The following is a 12,957-nucleotide window of genomic DNA, read 5'->3' on the forward strand; positions in this document are numbered from 1 at the left end:
CTTGGCCTCGGCAAGGAAGCGATCAGGAACCCGACATGTGCGGCATTACCGGCATCTTCGATCTGCGCGACCGGCAGCCGATCAATCGGTCCCTGCTGGAGGCGATGAACGAGACCCAGTTTCACCGCGGTCCGGACGAGGGGGGTGTGCACCTGGAGCCGGGCGTCGGGCTGGCGCATCGTCGCCTGTCGATCATCGACCTCTCCGGCGGGCAGCAGCCGCTGTTCAACGAGGACGAGACCGTCGTTGTGACCTACAACGGCGAGATCTACAACTTCCCGGAGCTGACCGCCGAGTTGCAGCAGGCGGGGCACCGGTTCCGCTCCCACTGTGATACCGAGGTGATCGTGCATGCCTGGGAGGAGTGGGGCGAGGCCTGTGTGCAGCGCTTTCGTGGCATGTTCGCGTTCGCCGTCTGGGATCGCAATCGCGACACCCTGTTCCTCGCCCGCGACCGCCTGGGGGTCAAGCCGCTGTACTACAGTGCGCTGGCGGACGGGCACCTGATCTTCGGCTCGGAGCTCAAGGCGCTGATGGCGCATCCGGGGATGCCGCGACATATGGACCCGCACGCAGTGGAGGACTATTTCGCCTTCGGTTACGTGCCGGAGCCGCGCAGCATCTTCCGCGGCGTGCACAAGCTGCCGCCCGGCCACACGCTGACCGTGCGCCGCGGACAGGGCAACCTGAGTGAACCGCGCGAATACTGGGACATCCCGTTCGGCGACAGTGGTGTGGCGGATGCAGCGACCGCCGCCGAGGAACTCACGGCGCGCCTGCGCGAGGCAGTGGACGTCCGCATGGTCGCGGAGGTCCCGCTGGGGGCCTTCCTCTCGGGCGGGGTGGACTCCAGCGCGGTGGTCGCGATGATGGCGGGGCTGTCCGACGACCCGGTGCGCACCAGTTCCATCGGCTTCGCCGATCCGGCCTACGACGAATCCCGCTACGCGCGGATGGTCGCCGAGCGCTACCACACGGATCACCGCACGCAGGAGGTCGATCCCGACGACTTTGCGCTGCTGGACCGCCTGAGCGGGCTCTACGATGAACCGTTTGCCGACAGTTCCGCGCTGCCGACCTATCGGGTCTGCGAACAGGCACGCCGGCAGGTCGTGGTTGCGCTGTCCGGGGACGGCGGCGACGAGAACCTGGCCGGCTATCGGCGCTATCGCCATCACCTGGCGGAGGAACGCCTGCGCGCGCCGCTGCCACTGGGGCTTCGGCGGGCCGTGTTCGGGACCCTGGCGCGGTGGTATCCCAAGGCCGACTGGGCACCGCGCCCGTTCCGCGCCCGCGCCACCTTCCAGGCCCTGGCGCGGGACTCGGTCGAGGGCTATTTCCAGGGGGTATCCATCCTGCGCGACGATCTGCGCGCGCACCTGTTTTCGCCAGCGTTCCGGCGCTCGCTTCAGGGCTACAGCGCGGTGGAGGTCCTGCGTCGGCATGCGGCGCGCGCTCCCACCGAGCACCCGCTGTCGCTGGTGCAGTACCTGGACATGAAGACCTACCTGCCGGGCGACATCCTGACCAAGGTCGACCGCGCGAGCATGGCGCATTCGCTGGAGGTCCGGGTGCCCCTGCTCGACCACCAGCTGGTCGAGTGGACCTCGGGCCTGCCCCCGGATCTCAAGCTGCGGGGGGCGGAGGGCAAGTACGTGCTGAAAAAGGCCATGGAGCCCTACCTGCCGGAGGAAATCCTCTATCGGCGCAAGAAGGGCTTCGCCGTCCCGGTCGCCGAGTGGTTTCGCGGACCGCTGCGTGAACGCATGCGGGCGCAGGTGCTGGGGCCGCGCATCGCCGACTCCGGCATCTTCGACATGGATTATCTCAAGACCCTCGTGGACCAGCACACCAGTGGCGCCCGCGACCACAGCCCGGCCCTGTGGTCGCTGTTGATGTTCGAGGGCTTCCTGGCCCGGTCGACGGCCTGATGCGGGGGTGGCAATGAAGATCCTGCATGTCCTTGATCACTCCATCCCGCTGCACAGTGGGTATACCTTCCGCACGGCCGCCATCCTGCGCGAGCAGCACCGGCTCGGCTGGGAGACGTTTCACCTGACCAGCCCCAAGCAGGGTGCGGTGGATGCGGACGAGGAGGATGTCGACGGCCTGCACTTCTACCGCACGCGCTATCGCCCCGGGACGCTGCCAGGGCTTGGCGAATGGGGGCTGATGCGTGCCCTGACCCGGCGCCTGGAGGCCGTGGCCCGGGAGGTGCAACCGGATGTGCTGCATGCCCATTCCCCGGTTCTCAATGCCCTGCCGGCCCTGCGGGTCGGGCGGCGTCTCGGCATCCCCGTGGTCTACGAGGTGCGGGCCTTCTGGGAGGATGCCGCGGTGGATCACGGGACCAGCCGCGAACACGGACTGCGCTACCGCATGACGCGCGGCTTCGAGTCGTACGTGTTCCGCCGGGTGGACCACGTGACGACCATCTGCGAAGGCCTGCGGCGGGACATCGTCGCCCGGGGCATCCCGCAGGACCGCGTCACCGTGATCCCGAATGCGGTGGATGCCGAGGCCTTCCGCCTGGGCGGGGCGCCGGACGCCGAGCTTAAGGCGCAGCTCGGGCTGGCCAATGCCCGGGTGCTGGGATTTATCGGCTCGTTCTATGCCTACGAGGGGCTGGACCTGCTGCTGGAGGCCTTTCCGCGCATCCGGGCGCAGGCCCCGGATGTCCGCATCCTGCTGGTGGGTGGCGGGCCGCAGGCGGAACGCCTGCAGCAGCAGGCCCGGCGCCTGGGCATCGCCGAGCAGGTCGTCTTTGCGGGTCGGGTGCCGCATGACCAGGTGCAGCGCTACTACGACCTGGTGGATCTGCTGGTGTACCCACGGCACTCGATGCGGCTGACCGAGCTGGTGACCCCGCTCAAGCCGCTGGAGGCGATGGCCCAGGGGCGACTGCTGGTGGCCTCGGATGTCGGCGGACACCAGGAACTGATCCGGCACGGCGAAACCGGCTGGCTGTTCCCCGCCGACGACCCGGGGGCGCTGGCGGACACGGTGCTCGACACCCTGGCCCGCGCGCCCGAATGGGATGCGGTACGCGCCGCGGGGCGCCGCTTTGTCGAGCAGGAACGCACCTGGGCGAGGAGTGTTGCCCGATACCAGGCGATTTACGAACGTCTGCGGGGTGTCGTGGAGCCCGCCCATGCCCGGTGACCGGCGTCACGCTGGCCGGCGTCCGCGCATGGTGGTGTTCACCCGCGTCTACCCCAGCGCGGCGCAACCCAACCTGGGGCTGTTCGTGCGCGAACGCATGCGGCGGGTGGCCGAACACCTGGACCTGGTCGTCGTGGCGCCGGCCCCGTGGTTCCCCTTCCAGGGGCTGCTCGGGCGTCTCCGGCCGCACTCGCGCCCGCCGCTGCCGCGCTACGAGGAGCAGGACGGCATTGTGGTCTATCACCCGCGGTTCTTCTGTTTTCCGGGCGTGCTCAAGTGGACCGACGGGCTCTTCCTGGCGCTGGGCAGTTTCTGGCTGATGCGGCGGTTGCGGCGCGATTTCCGGTTTGAGCTGATCGACGCCCACTTTGTCTATCCCGATGGCGTGGCCGCGCGCTGGCTGGCGCGCTGGTTGCGCTGCCCCTACACCATCACCCTGCGCGGCAGCCTGACGCGCTTCGCCGGCAGCGCCCTGCATCGGCGCCAGATCAACCGGGCGATGAGCGCGGCGGCGCGGGTGTTCTCTGTGGCGGACTCGCTGCGCCAGGATGCGATCGCCTGGGGGCAGGCCCCCGGGCATGTGCAGGTCGTCGGCAACGGCGCGGACCTGACGCGTTTCCATCCCGAGGACCGGGCCGGGGCCCGCCAGCGCCTGGGTCTGCCGCAGGAGGGCCGTTTCCTCGTGTCGGTGGGGGGGCTGACCGAGCGCAAGGGCTTTCACCGGGTGATCGCGACCCTCCCCGAATTGCTGCGCACGCAACCCGACCTGCACCTGGTCATTGCCGGCGGCGCGACCCCCGAGGGCAACAACGAGGCCGAGTTGCGCCAGCAGGTAACGAGCCTGGGTCTGGAAGACCGGGTCTGGTTCCTGGGGCAGGTATCGCCGGAAGACCTGCGTTTCGTCTATTCGGCCGGCGACGTGTTCGTCCTGGCCACCCGGTTCGAGGGCTGGGCGAATGTCTTCCTCGAGGCGTCGGCCTGCGCCCTGCCGATCGTGACCACCCGGGTTGGGGGCAACGCCGAGGTGGTGAATTCCGATCAGGTCGGGATCGTGGTCCCGTATGGTGACCATGACGCGCTGCGCGACGCCCTGCTGGAGGCGCTCGAGCGCGAATGGGACCGCGAGGCCATCCTGGCGCATGCGCGGGCGAATGCCTGGGAGACGCGGATCCCGGAGCTGGTTGCAGCCTTCGAGCAGATCGCGGCCGCGGATACCGCGACGGCCCCCGGGACCGCGCGGTCCGGCTGAACATGGGGCTTTATACCCAATGGGTGGCGCGCGGCCTGTTCCCGCTGCAGGAGCGGCTCAAGGGTCACCCCACGGTGGCGTGGCACAAGGCCCTGGAAGCCACTCAGTGGTGGACGCCGGCGGCCCTGCAGAGCCTGCAGGAGCAGCGGCTGCAGGGGCTTCTGGAACGTGTCGCGCGGCAGGTGCCGTTCTACCGGGAGTGGTTTGCGCAACAGGCCTGGTCGCCTGCGGCGTTCTCCGGCATCGCGGACCTTCAGCGCCTCGCGGTCGTCGACAAGGCGCTGATCCGCGAACAGGGCTCGGCCTGGCGCGCGGAGGGCGCGAAGAACCTCGAAGAGCAGCACACCAGCGGGTCGTCCGGCGAGCCTCTGAGGTTCTGGCTGGGCGCGGATCGCATCGGGATGGATATCGCCGCAAAGTGGCGGGCAACCCGCTGGTGGGGCGTGGACGTGGGCGACCGCGAACTGGTCCTGTGGGGATCCGCCGTCGAGAACGAGGCCCAGAACGGCATGCGTGCCTGGCGCGATCGCCTGTTCCGTTCGTACCTGGTGCCGGCCCGCGACCTGAATCCGGCGCGGCTCGACCGCATCATCGAGCAGATCCGCCAGCGGCGTCCGCGCATGCTGTTCGGGTATCCGTCGGCATTGTCCCGCGTGGCCTGGCGGGCGCGCGAGCGGAGGCAGCGGCTGGATGATCTCGGGATTCGTGTCGTCTTCACGACCTCCGAGGTGTTGCGCCCGGAGTGGCGCGCGGTGATCGGCGAGGCGATGGGCTGTGGGGTCGCCAACGAGTACGGCGCGCGCGACGCCGGGTTCATCGCCCGCGAATGTCCGGCGGGGGGCATGCACATCACGGCCGAGGCCCTGATCGTCGAGATCCTGGATGCGGAGGATCGACCGGTGCCGCCCGGCGCGACCGGAAACATCGTCATCACTAACCTGGTGGGCCCGGAATTCCCGTTCATCCGCTATCGCACCGGGGACCGGGGTGCCCTGGACCCGCGTCCCTGCCCCTGCGGGCGCGGCCTGCCGCTGCTGCGCGACATCGACGGCCGTGCCAACGACGGCCTGATCGCGACGGACGGTTCCTGGATCCACGGCAGCCGCTTCAACTACCTGATGCGCGACCTGCCCGGGCTGCGCGCCTACAAGGTCATCCAGCACGACCGACACCACGTCGAGGTGCTGCTGAGCCTGGTCGCGGCACTGCCGGCGGCCGCCGAGGGGCGCCTGCGCCGTGCATTGGTCGACGCGCTGGGGCAGGCGGTCCAGGTGGATGTGCGGGCGGTGGATGCCATCCCGCCGGAGCCCAACGGCAAGCACCGCCATGTTGTCTGCCGCGTTCCCGACGCCGACCAGCCAGCCCCGAACGCCTGAGTACTCACCACGAAGCGCACGAAGATACGAAGAAGGGCTAGTTCACAGGAAGCGGGGAAAACGGGAAGATTCGTGACGGTGGCGATGGGACGTGCCGGGTGATCATGATAGCCCCCAGTGCGGCGCGTGGAGGTGAACCGGGAAGCCGGTGTCTCGTGCGTGGGCGTGGTTGGAGGCCGAGATGCGTTTCGCTGCGCTCAACACATCCTACCCGCTACTGGGAACCCGGCTCAGGCAGTTTGCTTACACGAACGGCATTCCCGGATCTGTTCCAGGTCCGCCTGCTCCGATTGCTCCGCCTTGAACAAATCCCAGCGTACCTGAAGGTTCAACCAGAAATCGGGCGACATGCCGAAAAAGCGTGCTAGACGCAGCGACGTGCTTGGCGTAATGCCGCGCTTCTGGTTCACTAGCTCGTTGATGCGCTGATACGGAACATGGAGCGCGTCCGCCAACTGGCGCTGGGAGATATGCATCGGCTCCAGGAATTCTTTCGCCAGCATTTCACCGGGGTGGGTCGGCTGTCGGTGGGTAGGGATGCGGACCATGATTGTGCCTCAATGGTAATCCGTGATTTCGACCTGGTCGGGCCCGGAGTCTGTCCAGGCGAAGCAGATCCGACATTGCTCGTTGATTCGAATGCTGTATTGGCCTTTTCGCTCTCCCGCCAGGGCCTCCAGTCGGTTACCCGGTGGGACTCTTAGCTCCTCAACGTTCATGGCCGAATCCAGCAATTCCAGCTTTCTTGCGGCAACCCGCCGTACAGATTGTGGGCAGACCTTGCGAGCAGCCTTCGACGAAAGCCCGTTGAAGATATCCTCAGTGCCTCGATCCTTGAAGCATGCAATCATGGAAACACGGTATCACGGGTTCCATGCTATTCCAGCCTGAAAAGGGCGGGACGAAGGGCGGCGTGGGTGTCACGGCCTGGAGATCCCGGGTCTCCGCTTCGCTGCGGCCGGGATGACGATGGTGGTGTGCTGCGGCCCGGATGACGGGGATATGGAAACCGTTGCAGTCGGGAGCCCCAAGCGGTCGATCGCGGGCCATTTCGTCCAGAGCGTTCGCGCGTTTCCCGCCTTCCTGTGACCCGCCCTTGCGTCGTGTCTTCGTGCTCTTCGTGGTTCATGCCAGGCGGGCGGCGGGGTGGGACTCGAGCCAGAGGTCGAGCATCATCAGGATCCAGACGAAATCGCCGTAATAGGCCGCGTGGCCCTCGCGGTGCAGGCGGATCAGTTCGTCGATGAAGTCGTCGCGGAGGAAATTGCGGCCCTTAAGGCGCAGCAGGCTGTCGTATGCCAGCTCCCGCAGCGGCGCGTGCTCCTGCATCCAGACGCCGAACGGCAGGCCGAAGCCGTGTTTTTTCTTGTCGATGATGGCGTCGGGCAGGAAACCGGTAAACGCCTCCTTGTAGAAGTGGCGCAGCCGGCCGTTGCGCAGCTTCAGGTCCGATGGTACGCGGCAGGAGAACTCGACCAGATCGTCGTCCAGCATCGGGAAGGCGACATCGACGCCGGCCAGCTGGCACATCCCGGTCACCTTGCGCAGGTCGTTGTCGGCCAGGGTTTGCTGCCAGTCCAGGTACATCATGCGGTTGAGGGACGACGCCGATTGGGGCTGCGCGTAGATCCCGCGCATCAGCTCCCAGGGGGCCTCGCGGTCCACGGCCGCGAGGAACTCGGGTGCGAACATCGTCTCCGGCGCCAGGCGGTGCAGGTAGTTGTAGGTCTGCAGTCGATCCGGCAGCGGGATACGCGCCTGTTCCACGTAGCTGCGGGCCTTGCCGGCCAGCGGCAGGCCGCGCGGCAGGCGGGTGAACAGCGGATCCAGCAGGTGGTGGCGTAGCGGCGCGGGGATCCGGCCCCAGTGTTCGAATACGCCCTGCTTGGCGTAGCGCGCATTCCCCGCGAACAGCTCGTCGCCGCCATCCCCGGCCAGTAGCCGGGTGATCCCGGCGTCGGCCGCCATGCGGGCGCAGAAATAGGCTGGCAGGGCCGACGAATTACCGAAGGGCTCGTCGTAGCTGCCGGCGATCCGGGGCACGGCGTCGACGACGTCCTCCGGCGTCACGTAGTACTCGTGCGCCTGGGTCCCGAAGTGCCGCGAGGCGATGCGCGCGTACTCCATCTCGTCGTATCCGGGCGCATCAAAGCCGATGCTGAAGCTGTCGGCCCCGGGGTGCATGCCGGCGAGCATCCCGGCCACCGTCGAACTGTCCAGGCCGCCGCTCAGAAAGGCGCCGGGGCGGGGGGTGTCCGCACGTCGTTCCACCGCTGCTTGCGCGTGTTCGTGCAGGGCATGTTCCAGGGCCTCGGGCGTGGCCGCGCTGTCTTCCTCGAAGCGCGGGCGCCAGTAGCGGGACACCTCGGCCCGGTCGCCGTTGTGGGTCAGGCGGTGGGCGCCCGGCAGTTTCTCCAGCCCGGAGAACAGGCTGACCGGGGCCGGAAGCATGTGAAAGAAACAGTAGTGGTAGAGCCCCTCGCGGGTCACCTCGGTGGCAACCGCCGGGTGTGCGGCCACGCATCCGGCACTGGTGCCGAAGGCCACGCCGCCATCCAGGTGCGCAAAGTGAAGCGGTGTCTGGCCCAGGCGGTCGATGCCGGCCACCAGGCGACCGTGCCCGGAATCCACGATGGCCAGTGCATAGTCGCCGCCAACCTGCTCGAAGAGGCCGGTGCCGTGCTGCCGCCAGGCCTCCAGCAGGGCTTGCGCCGGGTCGTGCTCTCGCGCCCGTCGGGCCAGGGCAGGGTCCCGCCATTGCGGATGGCCAGTGATGGCGGCAATGACGTCGGCATCCTGCGCGATCCAGCCGCCCCGGACCCGGCAGCCGCCCAAGCGGTTCGTGCATTGGGCGTCCGGCGCCCCAGAGAGCCCCGGGAGCGCCTGCCCCTGGGCCTCAAGGGTGCCGGCCGGTGATGCGGCATTCACCGCGAACCATCCACAAAGTCCCGCCATCCGTCCGCCTGTTGCCTGGTCGGGCCAGGGAAATGTTGATTGATGTATGCGTTCGCGCTCGAGTCGTTGTTGCTTGCTGACAAGGCGCGGGATGCGCGGGGCGAGGCCGCGCGCACTGCTCGCGAGCACGAATCCATGCCGTGCTGGAGCTCATTCTACGTGCGGGTCCGGGTGTGCGAGGTGGTCCGAGGCCCAGGGGCTTAACGTGCCGATCACGCAGGGGGCGCGGTCTGCCGGCGGCGATCTGGACAGCCCGTGCAGATGCGGTAACCTGCCGGACAATCCCGCATCCCGGCCGGGCAGGGATACCCGACCTTCAGGAACCCGTCATATGTCGACCCTCAATCACACCAAGAACCTGCTGGACAGTGCCCTGAGTCTGAACGGACGCGCTCAGCAATTCGACCGCAACACCACGCTGTTGGGTGGCGTACCGGAGCTGGACTCGATGGCGGTCGTTTCGCTGATCACCTCGATCGAGAGCCATTTCGACATCGTGATCGATGATGACGATGTCAGCGCCGAGACCTTCGAGACGCTCGGCACTCTGGTCGATTTCATCGACTCCAAGCTCGACAGCTAGGCGCGCGGCATGGAAGCCGGGTTCCTGGAGGGCAAGGCCGGGCCGGTATTCCATGTGCTCCATCTGCCGGATGGTCCCTCCATCCGGGGTGCTGTGCTGTTTGTCCCGCCCCTGGCCGAGGAGCTCAACAAGGCTCGCCGCATGGTGAACCTGCAAGCGCGCCGCCTGGCGCAGGCAGGTTATGCGGTGCTGATCCCGGACCTCTACGGGTGCGGCGACAGCGGCGGTGACTTTGGCGACGCGGACTGGGATCTCTGGCTGGACGACCTCGCACGCTGCAGCGAATACCTCGAGACGCGCTGCCCGGCGCCGTTCATGGTCTGGGGGTTGCGGGCGGGTTGCCTGCTCGCGGGTGACTTCCTGGCTACACGTGCGCAACCGGCGACGGCCACGATCTTCTGGGCCCCGGTCCCGAATGGAGAACAGCACCTGACCCAGTTCCTGCGCCTGCGCATGGCCGCCGGGCTGATGGGTGGGCAGAAGGAAGGTACCGCCCAGCTGCGGGCACAGCTGGATGCGGGAGAGCCGTTGGAAGTCGCCGGGTATACCCTGGCGCCCGGGCTGGCCGCGCGCCTAACGGCGGCCCGTCTGCAGCGGCCGCATGCGGAGGCGATCGAATGGTTCGAGGTGGCCGCGCAGGACACCGCACCGCTGCCGCCGGCGAGCGAACGCCTGATCGAGCGCTGGCGCGAGGAGGGCGCCGCGGTCACCGCGACGGTCGTTGCTGGCGATGCCTTCTGGTCCACCCAGGACATCGTCGAGGTGCCGCAATTGCTGGAGGCGACCATGCAACGCCTGGAGGCTCTCCCATGAGCGAGCGCGCCGTCGTCTTCCACGTGGGGGAGGACGAACTCCTGGGGATCCTGCATCCCGGCGCGGAGGGCGCCCGGCGTGGCGTGCTGATCGCCGTGGGCGGCCCACAGTACCGGGTAGGCAGCCACCGCCAGTTCCTGCTCCTGGCCCGACACCTCGCGGCGCAGGGGATACCCGTTTTCCGCTTCGACTTCCGCGGCATGGGCGATTCTTCCGGTGCCCAGCGGACGTTCCACGACGTGCACGACGACCTGCATGCGGCCGTCGATACCTTTGCGGGCGAGGTGCCGGGGATGTGCGAGGTGACCCTATGGGGTCTGTGTGGCGCGGCCTCTGCGGCGTTGTTCTATGCCTGGCGCGACCCCCGTGTGACAGGCCTGGTGCTGGTCAACCCCTGGGCCCGCACCGAGGAAGGGCTGGCGCGGGCCTACCTGAAGACCTACTACCTCCAGCGCCTGTTCTCGCGCGATTTCTGGTCCGGGGCCCTCAAGGGGCGTTTCAACCCGTGGGTGTCCCTGCGCTCCCTGGGGCGCATGGTCGGCACTGCGGTTGGTTCCGGTGGGGCTTCCGGCGAGCCCGACAACACAAGCCCGGATCGCATCGACAAAGGCCCCCTGCCGGACCGGATGGCCGAGGGCTGGCGGCGCTTCCAGGGGCCCGTCCTGGTGATCCTGAGCGGCGATGACCTGACCGCGGCCGAGTTTCGCGACGTGGCGACGAACGCGCCGGCATGGAGTGGTTTGTTGCAGGAGCCGCGCGTGACCTTGCGCGAACTGCCCGGTGCCAACCACACCTTTTCTCGCCGCGTGTGGCGCGACCAGGTGGCGCTGTGGACGCATGACTGGCTACAGACATTGCCGGAACGAGGGCGGGAGTGATGTCGTCCGTGGAGCAAGCCCGGACGAGCAGCAGGGCCCCGGCCGCGCCGGAGGGTCGTGACCGCAAGCCCCTGGTCTCGGTGATCATGCCGGCCTACAACACGGCCGCATATATTGCCGAGTCCGTCGACAGTGTTCTGGATCAGGACTACCCGAGCATCGAGCTGATCGTGGTAGACGACGGCTCGACCGACGGGACGCTCGACATCCTGCGCGGATATGGTGACCGCCTGACACTGCTGACCCAGCAGAACCAGGGGGCGGCCGTGGCCCGCAATGCCGGCGTCGCGAGGGCGGGCGGTGACTACATCGCCTTTATCGATTCCGACGATGTCTGGCTGCCGGGAAAGGTCGCGGCTCAGGTGGACTACATGGACCAGCATCCCGGGATCGGGATGACCTTTACCGCCTGGGCCACATGGAAGCCCGATCCGTCCGGCACGTTCCTGAAACCCGACGCGGCCAAGAGCGCGTACCCGATGAACCCTGACGGCGAACCGCTTGTGGATCGTGGGTCCGGGTGGCTTTACAACCGTCTGCTCTTCGGCTCGCTGCCTCACACCATCACGGTGATGATGCGACGCGACCTGGTGGAACGTGTCGGACAGTTCGACCCTGATCTCAAAAGAGGGCAGGACTACGATTACTGGTTGCGGGCGTCGCGCTTGACCGAGATCCACCAGCTGAACCTCGTGACGGCTCTCTACCGGCTTCATGGCGAGGGCTGCATCACCAAGTACCCCGACACGAACTATGAATTCGAGGTCGTCCGCAAGGCGCTCGGCCGCTGGGGTCGGGTTGGCCCGGGCGGAGAGCAGACGTCACGCGGCGCGATTCGCAGGCGCCTTGCCGAGACCTGCTTCAGTTTCGGCTATCACCATTACTGGGAGGGGGACCCGAGGCTGGCGGCACGGTCGTTCCTGCAGTCGACGCTTCGGGACCCCTGGTCCGTGTCCACCTGGGCCTACCTGGTCCTGAGTGCCGGGAAGAGTGTGGCAGGGAGACGCAAGGCGCGGTGAGGCATTGGGCCGGGCCCGGCATCGTCCGGGCTGATTAAGGGTCCTCGGCAAGACCCAAGCCGGAGACAGGAGGAGGTGCCATGACTGAAGATCCATCTTCCGCCCAGGCCGAGTTGGTCGAGGCCGAGGCCTACGAGAGCATGATGCAGCTGGCCGAAAGTGCGGGCATCCCGGGCTTTCGAGCGGTCCGCAGCGGGACGCATGTTGCCCTGATCGCCCCGGGCCTGAAGAAGATGCTGGTCTTTAACCGGGTGCTGAGACTGGGCGTCTCAGGCCCGGCAACCGAGGCCCATATTGATGAACTAGCGGCCCTGTACGCCGAGCATGACCTTCCCTGGGCAATCGAGCTCAGCCCTCATGCCCGCCCGGAGTCTGTTCTCCAATGGCTACGCGATCGCAGGATTCGCCGGGGGGCGGCATCTGCGGTCCTGATGCGGGCCAGCAGCGACGTCCCCGAGGGGAAGAGCGATCTCGAGATCCGCCCCTGGCGGCCAGAAGACGAAGATGCCGGCGCCGCGCTGGCGGTCGATGCGTTCTCCGTGCCGCAGGAGGCAAAGGCCCTTCTGGCGGAACTGCCGCGATCACCCAAATGGCGTCAGTGGCTGGCGCTCGACGATGGAACGGTGGTGGCAACCGGCCTGTTGTATCTCGGGGACGGGGTGGCCTGGGCCGGGTGGGAAGCAACCCGCCCGGACTACCGTGGGCGTGGCCTGCATGGGGCGCTCATCTCCGCTTGCCTCAGGGACGCGTCGCTGCACGGGTGTACGTCGGTGATCACGGATACCGCCGTGGGGACACCGGACAGGCCGGACCCGTCCTATCAAAATCACCTCCGCAAGGGGTTCGAGGTGTTGCATCTCCGGCATACGTACCTGGCTGTGCCTGGAGTGGTCGCGCCGGCGTAGCCTGGAAACAGACGTTG

At 67.6% G+C, this 12,957-nt stretch carries 12 protein-coding genes; 9 read left to right on the top strand and 3 right to left on the bottom strand.

Annotated elements, in window-relative coordinates; genetic code table 11:
- Positions 1–35 precede the first annotated feature (35 nt).
- Genes G315_RS0102995 through G315_RS0103010 form a run of 4 tightly spaced genes read left to right on the top strand, consistent with a single transcriptional unit; the run spans position 36 to position 5,787 of the window.
- Positions 36–1,931, top strand: a complete 1,896-nt coding sequence (locus G315_RS0102995) for an XrtA/PEP-CTERM system amidotransferase (RefSeq protein ID WP_019611902.1) — start codon at positions 36–38, stop codon at positions 1,929–1,931.
- A 13-nt stretch (positions 1,932–1,944) separates the two neighbouring features.
- A complete protein-coding gene (locus tag G315_RS0103000) occupies positions 1,945–3,162 on the top strand; it encodes a TIGR04063 family PEP-CTERM/XrtA system glycosyltransferase (RefSeq protein ID WP_019611903.1) in 1,218 nt (405 codons plus the stop codon).
- Positions 3,152–4,411, top strand: coding sequence for a glycosyltransferase (locus G315_RS0103005; RefSeq protein ID WP_026338813.1), 1,260 nt, complete (start codon positions 3,152–3,154; stop codon positions 4,409–4,411). The genes G315_RS0103000 and G315_RS0103005 overlap by 11 nt, the downstream gene beginning before the upstream one ends.
- 2 nt (positions 4,412–4,413) lie before the next feature.
- A complete protein-coding gene (locus tag G315_RS0103010) occupies positions 4,414–5,787 on the top strand; it encodes a phenylacetate--CoA ligase family protein (protein WP_019611905.1) in 1,374 nt (457 codons plus the stop codon).
- 230 nt (positions 5,788–6,017) lie between these two features.
- On the opposite strand, the gene G315_RS0103015 is transcribed toward G315_RS0103010, so the two are convergent.
- The 3 genes from G315_RS0103015 to G315_RS0103025 form a co-directional block, all read right to left on the bottom strand.
- Positions 6,018–6,335, bottom strand: a complete 318-nt coding sequence (locus G315_RS0103015) for a HigA family addiction module antitoxin (RefSeq protein WP_019611906.1) — start codon at positions 6,333–6,335, stop codon at positions 6,018–6,020.
- Positions 6,336–6,344: 9 nt separating this feature from the next.
- Entirely contained in the window at positions 6,345–6,638 is a 294-nt protein-coding gene (locus tag G315_RS14000; RefSeq protein ID WP_081612094.1) for a type II toxin-antitoxin system RelE/ParE family toxin, read from the bottom strand.
- A gap of 274 nt (positions 6,639–6,912) precedes the next feature.
- Complete coding sequence (locus tag G315_RS0103025; RefSeq protein ID WP_038031985.1) at positions 6,913–8,742, bottom strand: asparagine synthase-related protein; 1,830 nt, start codon at positions 8,740–8,742, stop codon at positions 6,913–6,915.
- Between the two features lie 331 nt (positions 8,743–9,073).
- Between G315_RS0103025 and G315_RS0103035 the strand changes: the two genes are divergently transcribed.
- The 5 genes from G315_RS0103035 to G315_RS0103055 all read left to right on the top strand — a co-directional run bounded on the left by G315_RS0103035 (position 9,074) and on the right by G315_RS0103055 (position 12,940).
- Positions 9,074–9,325, top strand: a complete 252-nt coding sequence (locus G315_RS0103035) for a phosphopantetheine-binding protein (protein ID WP_018144818.1) — start codon at positions 9,074–9,076, stop codon at positions 9,323–9,325.
- A 9-nt stretch (positions 9,326–9,334) separates the two neighbouring features.
- The gene (locus tag G315_RS0103040) at positions 9,335–10,138 is read left to right on the top strand and encodes a hydrolase 2, exosortase A system-associated (RefSeq protein WP_019611908.1); all 804 of its coding nucleotides are present in this window, start codon (positions 9,335–9,337) and stop codon (positions 10,136–10,138) included.
- Positions 10,135–11,016 carry a hydrolase 1, exosortase A system-associated gene (locus tag G315_RS0103045; protein WP_018144816.1) on the top strand — a complete coding sequence of 294 codons (882 nt, stop codon included), beginning with the start codon at positions 10,135–10,137 and terminating at the stop codon, positions 11,014–11,016. Before G315_RS0103040 ends, G315_RS0103045 begins: the two co-directional genes overlap by 4 nt.
- Complete coding sequence (locus G315_RS0103050; RefSeq protein ID WP_019611909.1) at positions 11,016–12,035, top strand: glycosyltransferase; 1,020 nt, start codon at positions 11,016–11,018, stop codon at positions 12,033–12,035. The genes G315_RS0103045 and G315_RS0103050 overlap by 1 nt, the downstream gene beginning before the upstream one ends.
- An 80-nt stretch (positions 12,036–12,115) precedes the next feature.
- On the top strand, positions 12,116–12,940 hold the full coding sequence (locus G315_RS0103055) for a GNAT family N-acetyltransferase (RefSeq protein ID WP_019611910.1): 825 nt from the start codon (positions 12,116–12,118) through the stop codon (positions 12,938–12,940).
- Positions 12,941–12,957: the final 17 nt, after the last annotated feature.

It is taken from the genome of Thioalkalivibrio sp. AKL7, from assembly GCF_000381705.1.
GTDB lineage: Bacteria > Pseudomonadota > Gammaproteobacteria > Ectothiorhodospirales > Ectothiorhodospiraceae > Thioalkalivibrio > Thioalkalivibrio versutus.

What these genes read in the sequence shown, in the direction of transcription:
- G315_RS0102995 (WP_019611902.1), top strand. Translation starts at nt 36, where the DNA reads ATGTGCGGCATTACCGGCATCTTCGATCTGCGCGACCGGCAGCCGATC.
- G315_RS0103000 (WP_019611903.1), top strand. Translation starts at nt 1,945, where the DNA reads ATGAAGATCCTGCATGTCCTTGATCACTCCATCCCGCTGCACAGTGGG.
- G315_RS0103005 (WP_026338813.1), top strand. Translation starts at nt 3,152, where the DNA reads ATGCCCGGTGACCGGCGTCACGCTGGCCGGCGTCCGCGCATGGTGGTG.
- G315_RS0103010 (WP_019611905.1), top strand. Translation starts at nt 4,414, where the DNA reads ATGGGGCTTTATACCCAATGGGTGGCGCGCGGCCTGTTCCCGCTGCAG.
- G315_RS0103015 (WP_019611906.1), bottom strand. Translation starts at nt 6,335, where the DNA reads ATGGTCCGCATCCCTACCCACCGACAGCCGACCCACCCCGGTGAAATG.
- G315_RS14000 (WP_081612094.1), bottom strand. Translation starts at nt 6,638, where the DNA reads ATGATTGCATGCTTCAAGGATCGAGGCACTGAGGATATCTTCAACGGG.
- G315_RS0103025 (WP_038031985.1), bottom strand. Translation starts at nt 8,742, where the DNA reads ATGGCGGGACTTTGTGGATGGTTCGCGGTGAATGCCGCATCACCGGCC.
- G315_RS0103035 (WP_018144818.1), top strand. Translation starts at nt 9,074, where the DNA reads ATGTCGACCCTCAATCACACCAAGAACCTGCTGGACAGTGCCCTGAGT.
- G315_RS0103040 (WP_019611908.1), top strand. Translation starts at nt 9,335, where the DNA reads ATGGAAGCCGGGTTCCTGGAGGGCAAGGCCGGGCCGGTATTCCATGTG.
- G315_RS0103045 (WP_018144816.1), top strand. Translation starts at nt 10,135, where the DNA reads ATGAGCGAGCGCGCCGTCGTCTTCCACGTGGGGGAGGACGAACTCCTG.
- G315_RS0103050 (WP_019611909.1), top strand. Translation starts at nt 11,016, where the DNA reads ATGTCGTCCGTGGAGCAAGCCCGGACGAGCAGCAGGGCCCCGGCCGCG.
- G315_RS0103055 (WP_019611910.1), top strand. Translation starts at nt 12,116, where the DNA reads ATGACTGAAGATCCATCTTCCGCCCAGGCCGAGTTGGTCGAGGCCGAG.